The sequence below is a fragment of the Bradyrhizobium yuanmingense genome (genome assembly GCF_900094575.1).
Taxonomy (GTDB): domain Bacteria; phylum Pseudomonadota; class Alphaproteobacteria; order Rhizobiales; family Xanthobacteraceae; genus Bradyrhizobium; species Bradyrhizobium yuanmingense.
Window position 1 is genome coordinate 100,890 of record NZ_FMAE01000004.1, and the last position, 17,724, is coordinate 118,613.

14 protein-coding genes are annotated in these 17,724 nt (G+C 59.0%); 13 read left to right on the plus strand and 1 reads right to left on the minus strand.

Annotated features, from left to right (window positions below; translation table 11 throughout):
- Positions 1–419: 419 nt before the first annotated feature.
- The 10 genes from GA0061099_RS13990 to GA0061099_RS14035 all read left to right on the plus strand — a co-directional run bounded on the left by GA0061099_RS13990 (position 420) and on the right by GA0061099_RS14035 (position 11,324).
- Positions 420–2,501: a 3-hydroxyacyl-CoA dehydrogenase NAD-binding domain-containing protein gene (locus GA0061099_RS13990; protein WP_074447930.1), complete on the plus strand. Its 2,082-nt coding sequence runs from the start codon at positions 420–422 to the stop codon at positions 2,499–2,501.
- 42 nt (positions 2,502–2,543) lie between these two features.
- A complete protein-coding gene (locus tag GA0061099_RS13995) occupies positions 2,544–2,843 on the plus strand; it encodes a putative quinol monooxygenase (protein WP_074447806.1) in 300 nt (99 codons plus the stop codon).
- 48 nt (positions 2,844–2,891) lie between these two features.
- Positions 2,892–3,866, plus strand: coding sequence for an NAD(P)H-dependent flavin oxidoreductase (locus GA0061099_RS14000; protein WP_074447807.1), 975 nt, complete (start codon positions 2,892–2,894; stop codon positions 3,864–3,866).
- Positions 3,867–4,017: 151 nt separating this feature from the next.
- A complete protein-coding gene (locus GA0061099_RS14005) occupies positions 4,018–4,233 on the plus strand; it encodes a hypothetical protein (protein WP_074447808.1) in 216 nt (71 codons plus the stop codon).
- Between the two features lie 190 nt (positions 4,234–4,423).
- Positions 4,424–5,074: a hypothetical protein gene (locus tag GA0061099_RS14010; protein WP_141697598.1), complete on the plus strand. Its 651-nt coding sequence runs from the start codon at positions 4,424–4,426 to the stop codon at positions 5,072–5,074.
- A gap of 1,084 nt (positions 5,075–6,158) precedes the next feature.
- A complete protein-coding gene (locus tag GA0061099_RS14015; protein WP_074447810.1) occupies positions 6,159–6,878 on the plus strand; it encodes a hypothetical protein in 720 nt (239 codons plus the stop codon).
- Positions 6,879–6,908: 30 nt separating this feature from the next.
- On the plus strand, positions 6,909–7,913 hold the full coding sequence (locus GA0061099_RS14020; protein WP_074447931.1) for a quinone oxidoreductase family protein: 1,005 nt from the start codon (positions 6,909–6,911) through the stop codon (positions 7,911–7,913).
- Positions 7,914–8,084: 171 nt separating this feature from the next.
- Positions 8,085–8,567, plus strand: a complete 483-nt coding sequence (locus GA0061099_RS14025; RefSeq protein ID WP_074447811.1) for a winged helix-turn-helix transcriptional regulator — start codon at positions 8,085–8,087, stop codon at positions 8,565–8,567.
- A gap of 418 nt (positions 8,568–8,985) precedes the next feature.
- The gene (locus GA0061099_RS14030) at positions 8,986–10,170 is read left to right on the plus strand and encodes an acetyl-CoA C-acyltransferase (protein ID WP_074447932.1); all 1,185 of its coding nucleotides are present in this window, start codon (positions 8,986–8,988) and stop codon (positions 10,168–10,170) included.
- 68 nt (positions 10,171–10,238) lie between these two features.
- The gene (locus tag GA0061099_RS14035) at positions 10,239–11,324 is read left to right on the plus strand and encodes an alkene reductase (RefSeq protein ID WP_074447812.1); all 1,086 of its coding nucleotides are present in this window, start codon (positions 10,239–10,241) and stop codon (positions 11,322–11,324) included.
- A gap of 410 nt (positions 11,325–11,734) precedes the next feature.
- Here GA0061099_RS14035 and GA0061099_RS14040 read toward each other — a convergent pair whose 3' ends face one another.
- Positions 11,735–12,796 carry an AraC family transcriptional regulator gene (locus GA0061099_RS14040; RefSeq protein WP_074447813.1) on the minus strand — a complete coding sequence of 354 codons (1,062 nt, stop codon included), beginning with the start codon at positions 12,794–12,796 and terminating at the stop codon, positions 11,735–11,737.
- Positions 12,797–12,955: 159 nt separating this feature from the next.
- Between GA0061099_RS14040 and GA0061099_RS14045 the strand changes: the two genes are divergently transcribed.
- The 3 genes from GA0061099_RS14045 to GA0061099_RS14055 all read left to right on the plus strand — a co-directional run bounded on the left by GA0061099_RS14045 (position 12,956) and on the right by GA0061099_RS14055 (position 17,251).
- Complete coding sequence (locus GA0061099_RS14045) at positions 12,956–13,678, plus strand: enoyl-CoA hydratase/isomerase family protein (RefSeq protein ID WP_083235108.1); 723 nt, start codon at positions 12,956–12,958, stop codon at positions 13,676–13,678.
- Positions 13,679–13,681: 3 nt separating this feature from the next.
- Complete coding sequence (locus GA0061099_RS14050) at positions 13,682–14,962, plus strand: CaiB/BaiF CoA transferase family protein (RefSeq protein ID WP_074447815.1); 1,281 nt, start codon at positions 13,682–13,684, stop codon at positions 14,960–14,962.
- 258 nt (positions 14,963–15,220) lie between these two features.
- The gene (locus GA0061099_RS14055) at positions 15,221–17,251 is read left to right on the plus strand and encodes an acetoacetate--CoA ligase (protein ID WP_074447816.1); all 2,031 of its coding nucleotides are present in this window, start codon (positions 15,221–15,223) and stop codon (positions 17,249–17,251) included.
- Positions 17,252–17,724: the final 473 nt, after the last annotated feature.

Below are 17,724 nucleotides of genomic sequence, written 5' to 3' on the forward strand. Positions count from 1 at the left end.
GGACGCCACAGCTATTCACCAGTGAATAGGTGGTCGCCACATGCGCTCTGGCTGCCCCTGCCAGCGGGCTATACCAACGACTATCGCAAGTAAGTTGCAAACCGGGGACCGGAAACTGTCTATGAGAGAAGTCGTTATTATGACTGCTGCCCGTCCTCCGATTGGCAAGGCATACCACGGTGCGTTGAATAACGTGCTAAGCGCCCGGCTCGCCGCCATTCCCTCCGCAAGGCCGTCAAGCACGCCAACATCGAACCCTTCGACAGGGCGCCGTGCAACAAAGGCGCTCGCAAGAAATTCTACGAGGCCGTGATCCGCACCGGACAGCCGGATTCCGCTACAAGTCCTGAAGCATCGTTTGGGACAGGGCTATGCGCCGGGCCGACCACCGGGCCGTTCACAAATCTATCGAGGCTCAGATGCAATCTCCCGTCTCTGTTCAGAAACACGGCAACATCGCAGTTCTGCTGGTCGACAATCCTCCAGTCAACGCGCTAGGAGCGGCGGTCCGAAACGGATTGCGAGACAATCTTGAGCAGATTCTCAAGGATGACCAATACGCGGCCGTGGTTCTCGCCTGCGCCGAAAAAACCTTCATCAGCGGAGCCGACATCCGCGAATTCGGCCAAAACATGCACGGAGCGAGCATCGATGAGATCAACCATCTTCTTGAAAACCCCACCAAGCCTACAGTCGCGGCTATCCACGGCGTAGCCTTGGGAGGCGGACTCGAGGTTGCGATGGGGTGTCATTTCCGTATCGCTAGGAAGGACGCAAAGCTCGGTCAGCCTGAAGTCAAGCTCGGTCTAATCCCGGGCGGGGGCGGAACTCAACGCCTGCCGCGCGCAATCGGTCCGGAAAGGGCGGTTCAACTGATCGTCACCGGAGATGCCATCGGTGCCGATGAGGCGCTGAAGCTCGGTTTGATCCAGGAGATCTTCACTGCCGATCCGATCGCCAGTGGCGTCGCGTTCGCTCGGAAAGTCCTGCAGGAAAAGCAACAGCTGAGGTCGTTGCGTAACGACGATTCCAAGCTGGCAGCCGCGCGCGCCGACCGCGGCATCTTTACGAAAGCCGCTGCAGAAGCGGTCAAGCGCAACAGGGGTCTCGAGGCGCCGATGGCGTGCGTGGAAGCTGTCGCATGGTGTCTCGACGTGCCATTCGATGAGGCAATCAAGCGCGAGTGGGATCTGTTCACGCGCCTGCGGGCTGGCGACCAGTCAAAGGCCTTGCGCCATGTGTTTTTCGCCGAGAGAAGCGGCAACAAGATCGAAGGCATAAGACCGGAAGTCCGGCCCCGGAAAGTGCAATCGGTTGCGATCATTGGTGCGGGAACGATGGGGCGTGGCATCGCAATGTCCGTCGCCAATGCCGGCATTTCGGTCAGGCTCATCGATGTGGCATCGGGTGCACTTGAGCAGGGCATGAAGAACATCGCCGACACCTATGCATCGATGAGCGCAAGAGGCTCGCTCTCCTCGGAAGACGCGAATAAGCGAACGCGGTTGATTGCCGGCGGAGGAAAGCTGGAGGATGCGTCCGACGCCGATCTAATCATCGAGGCGGTCTTCGAGACGATGGAGATCAAGAAGGAAGTATTCTCCAAGCTCGACGCGATCGCCAAGCCAGGCGCAGTTCTGGCCACTAACACCTCCTATCTGGATGTGAATGCGATTGCTGACATGACGAAGCGCCCCGGAGACGTCGTCGGCATGCACTTCTTCAGCCCGGCGAACATCATGAAGCTCTGCGAAATCGTTCGGGGACGAGCGACCTCGCCCGAAGTCCTTGCGACGGCCGTCGGCGCGGCCCGTCGGATCGGGAAGGTTCCGGTCGTCGTCGGCGTGTGCCACGGGTTCGTCGGAAACCGCATGCTCGGGGTCCGCATCCATCAAGCCCGCAAGATGCTCCTCGAAGGAGCCACGCCGCAGCAGGTCGATGCGGTCGCAGGCAAGTTCGGCATGATGGGGCCGTTCGCCATGGGAGATATGGCCGGTCTCGATATCGGCTGGCGGTCACGCAAGGACAGCGGGGCGAAGTCGCCCCTTGAAGACGCACTCTGCGAGGCGGGACGCTTCGGTCAAAAGACGGGTGCCGGTTATTATCGATATGAAAAAGGGTCGAGATCGCCATTACCCGATCCCGATGTTGAGGCGCTGATCATCGCGACCAGCCGCAAGTTGAACATCACGCGCCGCTTGTTCTCGGACCAGGAGATCCATGAGCGGCTGATCTATCCGATGATCAACGAAGGAGCGCGCATCCTTGAAGAGGGTATGGTGGCCCGGGCCAGCGACATCGATCTCGTCTGGCTCTACGGCTACGGCTGGCCGCCGCAGACCGGTGGTCCAATGTACCACGCCGATCAGATCGGCCTCACTCAGGTAGCGGAGCGACTCGTCTACATGTCCGGGGTCGACGGCGATAAGACGTTGAGGCCGGTTCCTCTGTTGGAGCGTCTCGCGATGTCGGGCGACGGGTTTGGTTCCCTTGCGAAGTGATTCTGCCAGTGATGTTCCGGAAACAAAAAGGAGAAGATTAAGATGGTCTTCGTAATTGCCACTTTGACGGTCAAGCCCGAAGCGAAGGCTGATTTGATCGCAGCCGCGAAGGACGCGATCGCTGCGACCCGGCAAGAAGAGGGCTGCATTTCCTACGAACTTTTCGAGAGCACCGTCGATCCTCATAAGCTGGCGTTCGTCGAAGAGTGGGAGTCTCCCGATCGCCTCGCCCAGCATTCGAAATCTGATCACATGCGGGCCTTCGGTCGCGTGGCAGTGAAGTGTTTCGCCGCCCCGGTGCAGGTCCAGATCATCACGCCGGAAAAAGTCGAGAAAAGGTAGCACAAACCGCGATCGCGGTGCGGCAGACCGCTCAGGGAGACGCTTTCAATGAAGACACGTATCACGGAACTCTTCGGGATCGAGCGCCCGATCATCCAGGGCGGGATGCATTACGTTGGGTTGGCCGAGTTGGCGGCCGCCGTAGCCAATGCCGGCGGTCTGGGCCTCATCACTTCGTTGACGCAGCCGTCACCAGAGCACTTGGCCGCCGAAATCCGGAAGTGCCGCCAGATGACGAATAAGCCGTTCGGCGTCAATCTCACCTTCCTTCCTGCAGTCAATCCGCCCGACTATCCCGGTTACATCCGGACGATTATCGACGGCGGAATCAAAGTCGTCGAGACCGCGGGAAACAACCCGCAAAAGTGGATGCCGATCTTGAAGGAAGCTGGCATCAAGGTCATCCACAAGTGCACCTCGGTGCGCCACGCTCTGAAAGCCGAGGCGATCGGAGTCGACGCACTGAGCATCGACGGCTTCGAATGCGGTGGACACCCAGGCGAAGACGATATCCCGAACTTCATTCTGTTGCCGCGGGCCGCCGACGAACTGAAGATTCCGTTCGTGGCGTCGGGCGGCATGGCCGACGGCCGTGGTCTCGTCGGCGCTCTGGCCATGGGGGCGGACGGCATTAATATGGGAACGAGGTTCATCGCGACCAAGGAGGCACCGGTACATCCGCGGGTGAAGGAGGCTATCCTCGCAGCAAATGAGCTCGACACACGGCTCATTATGCGGCCGCTGCGCAATACCGAGCGCGTTCTCAAGAACGCTGGTGTCGAGCGACTCTTGCTGAAGGAAAAGGAGCTGGGGACGGCAGTCACGTTCGCCGATATCGCGCCAGAAGTTGCTGGGGTCTATCCGAAAGTCATGAAGGATGGGGAGATGGATGCTGGGGGCTGGAGCTGCGGTATGGTGGTCGGCCTGATCAACGATGTTCCAACTGTCAAGGATCTGCTCGATCGGATCATGATAGAGGCCGAGACGATCATACGTCAGCGTTTAGATCGTACCCTGCAGTAGCAAAAAGGGTGGTGCGTGAGTGATCCGCTAAAGAGGTACGACAGGGCCGTGTGCGCAGGATTGCTCTGAACCGCCCCTGAGAAAACTGCGCAGAAGAGCGACCAAGAATAGGGCCGGCCATTGCTTGAAAGTCATCGAAGGGAGACGCGGAATGACCGAACGCAGAGAGATATGCGACCTCACGGGAGATAAGCTCAAGAGAGCGCGTTCGCAGCTACTCATCGAAATTAGGGCACTCGATGCGGCCATCGTAGAAGCGTGGGACGCGCGGGACCTGATCTCCATTGTAGAGGGCAAGCGGGCAATTCTCGAGGTCGTCGACCAAGCGATAGGCCAGACGGGGGCGTTTGAACCGATCGACTGCTAAAATTGAGAGTTCGATATTCAAACGAGCGGAAGGCAGTACTTCCGCAGACGAGAGACTGAAACGCGCGAATACACAGCCCCTAAATCCCAGACAGAAAGAGCCGTTGACGGGCCTATTGAACTGCTTCGGAGGCCAATCGCCCCGGAAGATGAGCATGCGTTCCACGCGTATACCGAAGGAGAGAAAGTCTATGAAGAAAACGGCGTTCTATGTGGTCTGCCTTGCAGCGATCTCATCGGTAGCTCGTGCGGAGGACCTTTCTACCGCGACTGCGCCCCTACCTCCGGGCACATTCACCACATCAGAGCACTCCGATGAATGGAAGATCGCAAATGCTCTGAGCGCCGGGCCGCCCAGCATCACCGATCGGGCGGCCGTGATGGATTGGCCCAAGGAAGGCACTCACCAATACCGAATGCTGCGCGAGGGTACCAATGGTTGGACTTGCATGCCCGATATTCCCGGAAGACCTCAGCATAATCCCATGTGTATGGATGAAGTAATGATGAAATGGGCGGAGGCTACTATCTCAGGAAAAAAGCCAAACATCGACCGAGTGGGCCTCTCGTACATGCTTATGGGGGAGGCGCGGGAGGGACAGAATGTATTCACGAAAACGGATCCAAAGAAAGTTGAGAAGTGGTACTACACCGGTCCGCACGTAATGCTTGTTCTCCCGGATTCTTATGTGGACGCGCTTCGGGGGATAAATCAGGATCTAACTAACAACGAACCATACACTACAATGCTTAGTCCTGCGCCGGGATCTACTCCCATTTGGGTTATCCCTGTCGCTAATGCGGGAGAGCGGATCAAATCCGTATTCCAATTCTCTAAATGATGAGTGTTTTGCGCGCATCCGTAAATCTCGATGCGCGCATTCCCGCTCGTGCACCGACGCGAGAGGCACTCCGGAATGCATCATGATCAATACGTTTGCGCGCGGGGCTGCGAAGGAGATCCGGACACCCTTATCAAGTGAGGCATTCCCCTCATCGATCTATTGTAATGATGGCTGGATCGGACATTACCTCGGCTCTTCCTCAAGATGCTCTGGAATGCGATCGCCTAGAACTGCCCGCAGCATGGGCAGGTCTCAATTCGAGGGCATTTTGCATATGACGAGTGTCATGCAAAATGCGCTCGATTGAAATGCCACGTCGCGATGCCGCGCCTGGCTCAACTCTGATCGGAAAAGCGCCGCCCTGGGAGAATCTGCGGGTTCCTTCGAACGGTCTGATTCCTGAGCGGTGTCGCATGCCGGAGGACGTCGAGTAACCGCCTCGAAAACCCACAGCAAACAAAGTGAGGTGGACGAATTGGTGCTCGGTCTGCACGTCTAGCATCCACGCCAAAATCGTCACAGTCCTTCGTGTAGGCCGAAAGAACGGTCCGCATCTGCCAGGACGCGAACCGATTGGCGGGCTGCGTTCTCATCGACTGGATCAAGTATCCATGCGCTACCGTTCCGGCGTTCGCGCTAGTCAGCACCCACCAGTCCCTTGCCTGTACATGCAACGATCGACCAGGTCACCGTAGGAGAGTTGCCGGATTGCCAGAAGGCGGATCCCAGAGGGGCATCGTGAGCGGCCAGGAGCTGCTGCCCCGCAGTCGAGCACCGCCAGGAGTGACGTATGATCGCTCCCCGATGAGACGCAGGCCTGCCGATCGAACAAGTTCTTGAACTTCGTCAAGAATCTTGGGTCTCCATCTGAGAGCGACGTGGAGGCCAAAATCGAATTGGCCAATCGTCTGCGTGTAGCGCTTCCTCGCCGTGCTTGGAAGGCTGTCTGCGTTCCGACAGGGGCACCAAAACACTGGTTGCAAGATTAAACCGGCTGTGACATTGTTATCGAGGTTGCAAAATTAAACCTAGAAGGTGAAGGACCTCTGGCGGTGCGAGGTCTTCCAAGGAGTGATGCGGGATGTCTGGCTTGCTTGACGAGGTGCTCGCTGCCCATGGCGGTCTCGACCGGTGGAAAAAGATCGAGAAGATTGAGGCAGACGCTTCAATCTACGGCGCGATGTGGATTCGCAAAGGTCATGGCGATGCACTCCGCGGCGTCCACATCACGGCGAAGCCGCGAGAGCAATGGATCAGCTACTCGCCCTTCAAAGGCGCGGGCAGACGCAGCGTCCATACTCCCTCGCGTACCGCGATTGAAGACTCGAAGGGAGAAGTGATGCAAGCACGCGACAATCCTCGTGCTGCATTTGATGGACATACCGTCGAATCGAAGTGGGACGATCTTCATCTCGCGTATTTCAGCGGCTACGCCATGTGGAACTATCTCACCGCGCCGTTTACGTTTGCGATGCCAGGGTTCCAGGTTCAGGAAATCGAGACTTGGAAAGAGGGAAAGGAGACGTGGCGCCGTCTCAAGGTGTGCTTTCCAGAAGACGTCGCGACGCATTGTCCGGAACAGGTTTTCTACATCAATCCGCATGGATTAATCGCGCGAACGGATTATGCGGCGACGGTCACAGGGGGCGTCCCCACCGCACACTACTTGCTGGACCACAAGAACTTCGATGGAGTCGTTTTGCCCACGCGGAGGCGAGCGCTTCGCCGCAATACCGACGGGAGTGCGGTGCCGGAGCCCGTTTTTGTAGCGATCGACTTTGACGACATTCGCTTCAGCTAGGCGTGTAGCATCTTCGTTATGGAGCGTTCAATGAAAGTAGCACGACTGCACAAGTACGGTGGCCCGGATGTCCTCGTCTATGAGGACGCCCCAAAGCCGAAACCGGGACCCGGCGAAGTGTTGATCAAGGTGGAGTCGGCCAGCGTCAACTTTGCTGATGTAGTCAGGCGGAACAACGATCCTTATCCATTTCCTTCACCGCTCCCGTTCATTCCGGGCAGCGAGGTCGCGGGAGTCGTGGAGGCAGTGGGCGAGAGTGCCGGCAACATCAACGAGGGCATGACAGTTTTCGCATCCCTCGAAAACGGTGGGGCGGGCGGATACGCTCAGTACGCGGTGGCGAAGTCCGGTAAGGTCATCCCCTTGCCGGAGGGGCTTACGCCGGACCAGGCTTGCTCGCTCGTGGTCGCCGGAATGACCGCCCTGCAAACTCTCACCGATTGCGCCCATCTTCAGTCCGGTGAGACCGTCCTGGTGCAGGCGGCCGGCGGCGGGGTAGGTACTTACGCCGTGCAGATCGCCAAACATCTGGGCGCCGGCAAGGTCATCGCCGCTGCCAGCACCCAGGCAAAGCGCGACCTCGCCTTGAAGCTCGGTGCGCACCACGCGATTGACTACACCGCGCCGGATTGGGTCGACCAGTTGCGCGTGCTCACCGACGGCAAGGGAGTCGATGTTGTGCTCGAAGCTACCGGCGGTGACGTTCTTACGCAGAGCATCCAGACCATGGGTCCCTTTGGACGCATCGTGGTGTTTGGAGCCGCCTCTCGTGAGCGCAAGTCCATCAACCCATACGCCATGCTCGGGTTAAACCAATCACTCATCACGTACTACGTGGGTGGCTGGTTTCAGGCCCGACCGCAGCAAGCCGTCGCCGCACTTCTGCGCCTCATTGGAATGATCAAGTCGGGGGCGATCCAGGTGCAAATCGGGCATATTCTTCCGTTGAGCAGGGCGGCGGAGGCGCACCGAATTCTCGCCGCGCGCGCGAGCGCCGGAAAGATCATCCTCAAGCCGTGGCTTCAGGTGTCCTGAGCGAAATGGCGGGAGCGTCTCTCGGCTTGCGGATTAGTCAAGGGAACGTTTCTGCGCTGCGGCAGTCCGCAGCGCCCAGAAAACCCGCTCCAGAACCTCAACTATCGACATCACGGTTCAAACGGTTCAACTTTGCAACTCTATGGTCGAAGGAGCGGATTGAGAGAAGCAATGAAAGGAAAACGAACCCAATTGGATCAAGCCAACTGTGGGATTGCACGCACCTTGGAGATCGTCGGCGATTGGTGGTCCCTTCTGATAATTCGGAATGCGTTCCACGGGGTCGGACGTTTCAGCGAGTTTCAGAAAAGCCTTGGGTTGGCGAAGAACATCCTGTCGGCCCGACTGAAGAAGCTGGTCGAGAATGGCATCTTCAGTATCGAACCGGATGACGAATCGTCGTCGATCCATCGTTACGTCCTGACCGATAAGGGCGAGAAGCTGTACGTGGTTCTCATTGCACTGTGGCAATGGGGCGAAGAGAACTGCTTCAAGCCTGGTGAGCTCAAACATGTGATGGTCGACAATCGGAATAGAAAGCCGCTCGGTCGACTGCAGATCAAGGCGAAGGATGGCCGCGTTGTCGGACCGCGCGACTTTCGTACGATCCGGATTGAATCGACCGGCAAAAGAGCTGCCGAGCGAAGAGCTTGAATTGCGTTGATCTGACTGATTTTGGCGGCAGTCGTTACTGCTGAGCCAAGCGCCGAAGTCGCTCGCCCCGGTACACGAAGGCGAGAAGCTTTCGCGCGTTCGTGTAGCAAACGGGGATCTCATGTGGAGCGCATCAAGTTGTCTTTGGAATATCGATCCTGTCAATTCAAAAAAAGAACGAATGAATGATCACCGGGTCGTTTTCCGGTTGCAGGCAGTTTGCGCGGGGACAGTTTCTTCTGGTGATAAAAGTCTCGGAAAATCGTGCGACTTCGGCACGATCGGCGTTTCTCCATTCGGACGGAAGGGGTTCTTCGCGCAAATCATGCAGAAGCTATGCGCTTGACCAGTGCTAAAAAAGAACGATATTCGCGACGAAGGCGACAATGCTCGCGCCGGATCAGACGAGGAGATTGAAATGGTAGACGCCGTTATCGTTTCGACAGCGCGGACCGCAATCGGTCGTGCCTATCGAGGTGCCTTAAACAACACTGAAGCGCCGACGATGGCGGGCCACGTCATTCGCGAGGCAGTCAGTCGCGCCGGCATCCAGCCTGGAGAATTGGAAGATGTCGTGCTGGGTTGCGCCATGCAGCAAGGGACCGCCGTCATGAACGTGGCCCGCAAAGCGGCCGTCCGCGCAGGCCTGCCTGTCACCGTTGCGGGCACCACCATCGACCGCCAGTGCGCCTCAGGTTTGCAGGCAATCGCAGTCGCCGCGAGATCGATTATGCTCGACGGTGTAGAGATCGCAGTCGGTGGTGGCGTCGAATCCATCAGCCTCGTGCAGAACGAGCACATGAACAAGTTTCGTGTCGTCGACGAGGAATTGATGGCGATGAAGCCGGAGATGTACATGTCGATGCTAGAGACGGCCGAAGTCGTAGCCGAGCGCTACGGCATCGGGCGACAGCGGCAGGACGAATATGGCCTTGAGAGTCAACGCCGGGTCGGAGCCGCGCTGCAGGGAGAGAGGTTCAAAGACGAGATCGTTCCGATCACCACGAAGATGGCAGTCGTCGACAAGAACACCGGTGAGATAAGTTATCAGGAGGTCACGCTGGCGCACGACGAGGGACCCCGGCCGGACAGCACGGCGGAAGGACTGGCAAAGATCAAACCGGTGTTCGAGGGAAAGACCATCAGCGCGGGTAACGCAAGCCAGCTTTCCGACGGTGCGGCGGCTTGCGTGTTGATGAGCGATCGAATGGCCGCGCAGAAGGGGCTGAAGCCGCTTGGCATATTCCGTGGATTCGTCGCGGCCGGAGTCGAGCCGGACGAAATGGGCGTCGGACCGGTGGCTGCGATACCTCGGCTGCTGAAGCGTCACGACTTGAAGATCGACGACATCGATCTGTGGGAACTGAACGAGGCCTACGCGGTGCAAGTGATCTATTGTCGCGACAAGCTCGGTATCGATCCCGAGAAGCTCAACGTAAACGGCGGCTCAATAGCGCTCGGCCATCCTTACGGAATGACCGGCGCCCGTTTGGCGGGTCACATCCTGATTGAGGGCCGTCGCAGGAAAGCAAAATATGGGGTTGTGACCATGTGCGTTGGCGGCGGCATGGGTGCCGCGGGGCTGTTCGAGATCGTCAATTGAATCAGGTCAACGAAGTCACACACGCAAGTACCCCGTCACAATCACTTCAAACCAGCAAGGACTGAGACATGCCAACGTTGTTCGACCCACTGCAGTTAGGGGACATTCTGCTTCCCAATCGAGTCATTATGGCCCCACTCACCAGATTGAGAGCGGGCGACAGCAATGTGCCCAATGAACTCATGGCGGAATACTACAGCCAACGGGCCACGGCGGGATTGATCATCACGGAAGGTGTTCCGGTATCCCCTCAAGCCATTGGTTATAAGGGTGTTGCAGGCAACTGGGCTCCGGAGCATATCGACGGTTGGAGACGCATCACGGCAGCGGTAAAGCGCGCCGGCGGCCGCATCTTTATGCAAATCTGGCACGTAGGGCGCATATCCGACCCGAGTTTCTACGAGGGCGGCCTGCCCGTCGGACCAAGTCCGATTGCTGCGAAGGGTAACGTCAGCCTTTTGCGTCCGGAGCGACCGTATGTCGCGCCCCGAGCGTTGCGCACAGACGAGGTGCGAGGCGTAGTCGAATCGTTCCGACGTGCGGCTCAGTTTGCTCAGAATGCCGGTTTTGACGGCGTCGAATTGCACGGAGCGAACGGATATCTGCTCGATCAATTCTTGCAGGATGTCTCGAATCATCGCGAGGACGAATACGGCGGCTCGATCGAGAACCGAGCAAGACTCATGCTTGAAGCCACGGATGCCGCGATTTCAGTGTGGGGGCCGAGCAGGGTCGGTATGCATCTGGCTCCCCGTGGCGACGTTTATTCGATGGGGGACAGTGACCGCACGAGAACATTCACCTATGTCGCGCGAGAGCTGGGACGCCGTAAGATAGCCTTCATCTGTGCCCGCGAGAAAGTGGCGCCTGATAGTATCGGTCCCGATCTAAAGAAGGCTTTCGGCGGCATATATATCGCCAACGAAGGCTTCACGGCAGCTTCGGCGGACGAGGCACTGGCCAAGGGGTGGGCTGATGCCGTGGCGTTCGGAAAAGCCTTCATTGCCAACCCGGACCTTGCTGAAAGGTTGAGAGTCGGTGCCGAGCTCAATCCGCCTCGTCCCGATACTTTCTATGGCCCTGATGCCGTGGGGTATACGGATTATCCTACGCTGAAGCAGTTGCAGGGGAAAGTGGAAGCAGCGTCGTCGTGATTGGGCCTAGGCCGGTGTCGGTTTCGCTGCTGTCACCTTCTAGATCTTGACTAAGTTGGGCGATGCATTGCTGCAAATCGCAGCATTGCCCATAGGGTGTTGGTCCACCAGCCAGACGGTTCATCTTTCCTGCAACGAACCGCGCCTTTGTAAGGGCAGACTGATCGTCTGCGTCACATCGGCGGAGATCGGGTTGAAAGGATCGGCGGATGCATTATGCCAATATTTCATTCAGCGTGCATTGCGCGCTGCGTGCCCCGCCAACATCGTGGATCTTGGGCTGTTAAGATGGCGGATGGGTTGCTTTCTCCCTCCGAGCCGTCGCTGGCGCCTCGTTCAAGGAGACCGTCACTAATTGGGAATGTTGCCGCCTTGGATTAGATTGTAACTGCGGTTTGTTACTTCAGGAGCTACGAAGCTGCTAGGGGGGCAGTTGAGCTCAAGCGGCTTACTGAGGCATGTTCGTCATTCCTGCGTGACCTACGCCACGCGCTAGGCGTTATCGTGCGCCAGCGAGTGAAGGCCCTCCTGAAATTGGCTTCGTCGCCAAAGCCGCACCTCTCCGCGATTTCAGACACGGATATATGTGTGTTCTCCAGATACTCGCAGGCGAGCGAAGCGCGAGTTTGGTCGAGCAGGTCTTGGAACGCGGTACCGTCTTGAGCCAATCGACGAAACAGGGTGCGGCGCGAAAGACCCAACGCGGCTGCCGCCTCATCAGCCGTGCAGCGCCGGCCGCTGTTGCCTAGGAAGTAGCTGCGAAGCTCCCGGAGCAGCGAGCTTTCTCCGTCTGCGCCCACAATCAAGCCTTCGCAGAAGTCTCGGCAGATGTTTGCGGTGAGTGAGCTGGCGTTTGGGCAAGGCCGCGAGAACACGGCTGCATCGAAGTGCCATTCCATCGTTTCAGATTCGAATTCAAGCGGGCATTGAAATAGTTCGGCATACGCCCGCCAATGCGCAGGCCGAGGATAGGGAAAGCGCATGAGCGTGGAAGGGAAGTGGTCCTGGAGAATTTCGCCCTTCAGGGTGACCATAGAGGCGCGCCAAAACTCTGCAACGAACGGCAACAGCCCACGCAGCGAGCGTGGGTTCCAGCTTTGCATCACGACCCGATCACCTTCCCGGCGGAGGGTGATCCGCAGCACGGCACCTGCGAACTCGACGTGTTGGTGGCCAAAGGCGAAAGCATCGCCGAACGTCGGGCTGGTGGCGAGCGCGAAGCCATAAACTCCGAAATGATGCACGCGTTGGCGCTTGCCCGCCCTGAGCGCGAGTAAGGGATCTTGGGTCAGTTCATGCGCGGCCGTGAGCACGGCCAGTCGCTGCGCCTGGGTGAGCGTGCCGCCGAGGGATCGCAGCCCCGCTGCGCGCCGCAGCTTTTCAGCGTCTATTCCCAACGCCCCCAGCTCTTCAATCAGGGCCTGGAGGCCATGACCGACAGCAGTATCACGCAGTGCGGAGGGTGGCATCATTTCACCTCATGATGGCACGATACCACCTGTATCATCAAGCGTGACGGGCGCAATGATGTTATCATCAATATCAAGGGATGAACGCCTATGTCTTCAATTTCCAAGCCTGTTTCGTCCTGCGTCAAGGTCTCCTACGAAGGGCCGGTTGCTGTCCTTTCGATGGAATTTGCACCGCACAACCTGATCGGCTTTGACCTGATGGGCGGCATCAGGGAAGGTCTTGCCTCGGCAAAAGAAGCTGGCTCGCGTGCCGTCCTGCTCAAGAGCGGCCTAAGGCACTTCTCCGCTGGGGCGGATACTTCTCTGTTCGAACGGTCGCAAGGCCCGGAGGGACGGGTCGGAAGCTCCTCGCTTGCCTTCCTGCGCGACCTAGAAAAGTTTCCGCTGCCGATCGTCGCGGCGGTGCAGGGCGTCTGCGTCGGTGGTGGCTTTGAACTGGCATTGGCCTGTGATTTCATTATCGCGGCGCGTTCGGCCAAGATCGGCTCGGTCGAAGCGACGCTCGGCTTGAACCCGCTGATGGGCGCGATCCAGCGTCAGGTCCAGCGAGCGGGGATCGCGAGAGCCAAAGAGATGTCGATGCTGGGTCGGCGCTACGATGCGGCAACCCTGGAGAAGTGGAACATCATCAACCTCGTCGTGGACGATGAGAAGCTTGGTGAAGCGGCGATGATGGTCGCGCTCGAACTTGGCAATGGTCCGACGCTCGCGCACACGAGCACAAAACAGATCGCCAACCTTGCCGCGGCCAAGGGCGTCGAGGCCGCTGACGAGGCCATGGCGCAACTGCAGCGGCCGCTTTGGACGTCCGCCGACCTCAACATCGGCCTCGAAAGCCTGATGAAGCAGGGCCCCGGTCTTGCCGTCTTCAAGGGACGCTAAGCTATGGCCGCTCCTCTCGAAGGCCTGAAGGTTGTTGATTTCTCACGCGTGTTGGCGGGCCCTCTGTGCGGGCGCACGCTGCAGGACCTCGGAGCCCATGTCACCAAGATCGAGCCGCCTCGCGGGGACGTTTCGCGCTTAGCCGCGCCGATCAATCTCAACGGCGTCACCGGTTATTACGCGCAGCAGAATGCCGGCAAGCGCGCCCTGTCGATCGATTTGAACAAGGACGAGGCCAAGGAGATTGCCTGGAAGCTAGTGGAAGCGGCCGACATTCTGGTCGAGAACTTCCGTCCCGGCACTCTTGCCTCCTTTGGGTTCGACTACGAGAGCGTCGCTAAGCGCAACCCGCGGCTGATCTATGTCTCGATCTCCGGTTATGGCCAGGGCGGTCCATGGCGCGGCCGGATGGCCTACGCGCCGACCGTCCAGGCCGAGGCCGGGTTCACCCACCACACGCTCCGTCATTTCGGCCTGATGAATAAGCCCCAAACGGACGCTCTCAGCCATGCCGACGCGTATGTCGGACTGCAAGGTGTGATCGCGGTGCTCGCAGCGCTCCACCAGCGTGAACGGACCGGAATCGGTCAACACATTGACGTCGCCATGGCTGCAACAATGTTGGCCGTAAACGAACATGCCCATATGGACCTCAACGGCCTCGACCCGGGTGACGACCCGGCCATCCTGGGTGCAACCGATGGATCGTTTTTCACTGGTCCGAACGGTGAGAAGTTCGTTTGCGCAATCAGTATCGTCAGTGCGATGACGTTCAGCTGGTTCGTCGCGGCCATGCGGCGGCCCGACCTGCTGGAGGATCCCCGCTTCGCCACCTCGGGCCTGCGTCGGGCCAATCGCGCGCAGTTCGAAGAGATCGTCCAAAAATGGATTTGGACCTTCCCCGACATGGCGACACTCGACGCCCATTTCGACCAGGCTAAGCTGGCTACCGGCGAAGTCCGCTCGGTTGAGCAACTCGCGGCCAGCGAATGGGCTGACTACTGGAGCGCGACGCTGAATGTCCCGGATCGGCAGGGCGGTGAATTCCGCCTACCTGGCCGCCCGTGGAAGTTCTCCGACGCGGAATTACCTCTCCCTGGCGCTCCCAGCGAACAAGGCGAACAGAACGAGGAGATCTGCCGGGAGCTAGGCTACAGTGATGCCGACATCGCTCGCATGCGCGAAGGTGGCGCGCTCGTTGGTAATTTCGTCTCGCAGATGATCGCCATGTTCGGAGCGCAAGCGGCTGAGCGTGCCGCGCGCCTTGCACAAGAAAGCAAATGAACTGGTTGGCTGATACTCCGACGGCGCATCAAGGTCGTGGCGCGAGGACCTTCGGCCCGGATCGAGTGGCATAGCTTAGGGGCTTCGCAAATAGCGGAGCGCTACCAAGACTCTTCGCCGATGCTCCTTGTGCTGCTCTCGGCGAGCGTTCGCATCCGAAAGCCGCCTCATCGAGGCAACTGGGGTTTTCCGCCGCGTGCTATCGCCGGACACTTTGTGCGAAGCCCGCTTGAACGTTGACGCTGAGGGATCTCTGAAATGACTGCTTTGCCCGAACCGCAGATCACCCGCTACACTCGTTGGCTCGAGCGAGAGCATGGGCTGCACTTCGATCCGAGAACGACCGAAGGCTATGATGCGCTGTGGCGGTGGTCCGTGAACGAGCTCGATGCCTTCTGGTCGTCTGTTTGGCAATATTTTGACATTCAGTCCCCCACGCCGCACAGCGCCGTGTTGGTGGAAGAAAAGATGCCCGGAGCGCGGTGGTTTCCCGGGACGCATCTCAACTATGTGCAGCAGGTGTTCCGCCATGCCGACGCAGCGCATGCCGCTGGCCACCCGGCGATCGTGTTCCAAAATGAGCGTATGCGTGAGCACGGCGAGCTGCAGGAGGTGAGCTGGCCCGAGCTGCGTCGGCAGGTGGCGTCGCTCGCGGCGCATCTGCAGCGCCTCGGCGTCGAAGCTGGCGACCGGGTAGTCGCCGTCCTACCAAACACGCCGCAGACCGCTGTGGCTTTTCTCGCGGTGGCGAGCCTCGGGGCTGTGTGGTCAGTGTGCTCTCCCGACATGGGTGCCATCGCGGTGCTCGATCGCTTCCGCCAAATTGCGCCCAAGATCCTGATCGCTTGCGATGGCTACGTGTACGGCGGCACGGAATACGACAAACTGACGGTGCTAGAGAATCTGCTTGGCGAATTGCCGAGCGTACAGCATGTGGTGCTGTGGCGATGTCTAGATGCGAACGCCGAGCCGGGGCGCCTGGCCTCCGCGTCTCGGCAGTCGCACGACTTCGATCAGTTGACTGCCGACGAGGCGACCCTGGTGCCCAAGTGGGTCGGCTTCGACCACCCGCTGTGGGTCGTCTATTCTAGCGGTACGACCGGCCTGCCGAAGCCCATCGTGCATGGCCACGGCGGTGTGGTGCTTGAGGCGATCAAGATGCTCGGCCTGCACACGAATCTGGGCGCCACGGTCGACACGGGCGATCGCTACCACTGGTACAGCGCCACGGGTTGGATCATGTGGAACTCGCAGCTGGCGGGTCTGTTGCTCGGGACGACGATCTGCATCTACGACGGCAGCCCGGCCGGAAAGAGCGGGAATGCCGACTGGTCCACCCTGTGGCGCTTCGTCGACGAAGCCAGGGCGACCTTCTTCGGCGCCGGCAGTGCCTTTTTCTCCAGCTGCCTCAAAGCCGAGGTGAAGCCGAAGGAGATCCTCAAGCTCGCGCACCTGCGTGCCCTAGGAGCCACAGGCTCTCCGCTTGCCATCGAATGTTACCGCTGGGCCTACGACCACGTGCCTAAGGTTGAAGGAAAAGACATCTGGCTGTCGGTCGTATCGGGGGGCACCGATTTCGCCGGTGCTTTCATTGGGGGCCTGCCGACGCTGCCGGTCGTGGAAGGCGAGATGCAGTGCCGTTGTCTTGGTGCGGCAATCGAAGCATGGAATGAAGACGGAAAGCCGCTGACTGATGAAGTCGGTGAACTCGTTTGCACCAAGCCCATGCCGTCGATGCCGCTCTACTTCTGGAATGACCCTGACAACAAGCGCTACAACGAGAGCTATTTCGATATGTACCCGGGCGTTTGGCGTCACGGTGATTGGATTCGTCTCACGCCGAGCGGTGGCGCGATCATCTACGGCCGAAGCGACGCTACGATCAACCGCCATGGTATTCGTATGGGCACCTCTGAGCTCTATCGCGCTGCCGAAGCGCAGCCCGAAGTTATCGACAGTCTGGTGGTCGACCTCGAATACCTCGGCCGCGAAAGTTACATGCCACTCTTTGTGGTGTTGCGAGAGGGTCTGACCCTCGATCCGGCACTCGAAAAGCGCCTTCGCGAGGCCATCAAGACGGCGCTGTCAGCCCGCCATGTGCCAAACGAGATCATTCAAGTGAGTGCTATTCCGCGCACGCTGTCCGGTAAGAAGATGGAATTGCCTGTAAAGAAACTGCTGATGGGAACGGCGCCCGAGCAGCTGTTCAAGCTCGATGCGATGGCCAACGCGGATTGCGTACCCTGGTTCGTCGAGTTCGCGAAGCGGAGAATGTCTTCGAACGTCTGAAGGCGAGAATTCTGAAGCGGCAAACTGGGGAAGATGTCTCATGTTGGACCAGATTCAGGAGATTGGCCAAGCCTTCAAGTTCATACATCGTCAAGGCAGGATCCAAGCCAATCGTTGGCCTTACTCTGCAGTAGCGGTGATGGTCCCTGCCGAACTCAAGCACCCGTGATGATCAACTCCTTGCCACCTATGCGCATCGCCTGCGATGCCCTCGACCTTGGGCCGCAGTCGGCACACCGGCAGGAAGAGCTGCTTTGGGCCAACGCATGCTCGAACGCCTTTTTGGCAGTGCGGGCGGCCGATCGAGAACAGAGTCGAGCCCGGAAGACTGAATTCCGGCTGGCCTCCAAGGCACGGAGGCAAAGCGATTGTCGTGCGCCGAGAGATGATCGAAGCCACATGAGGGGAGAAAGTGGTCAGAAGCGCGGGCGGACGACTCCAGGCCGCTCGTTAGTTCCCTTCTCCTACTTTCT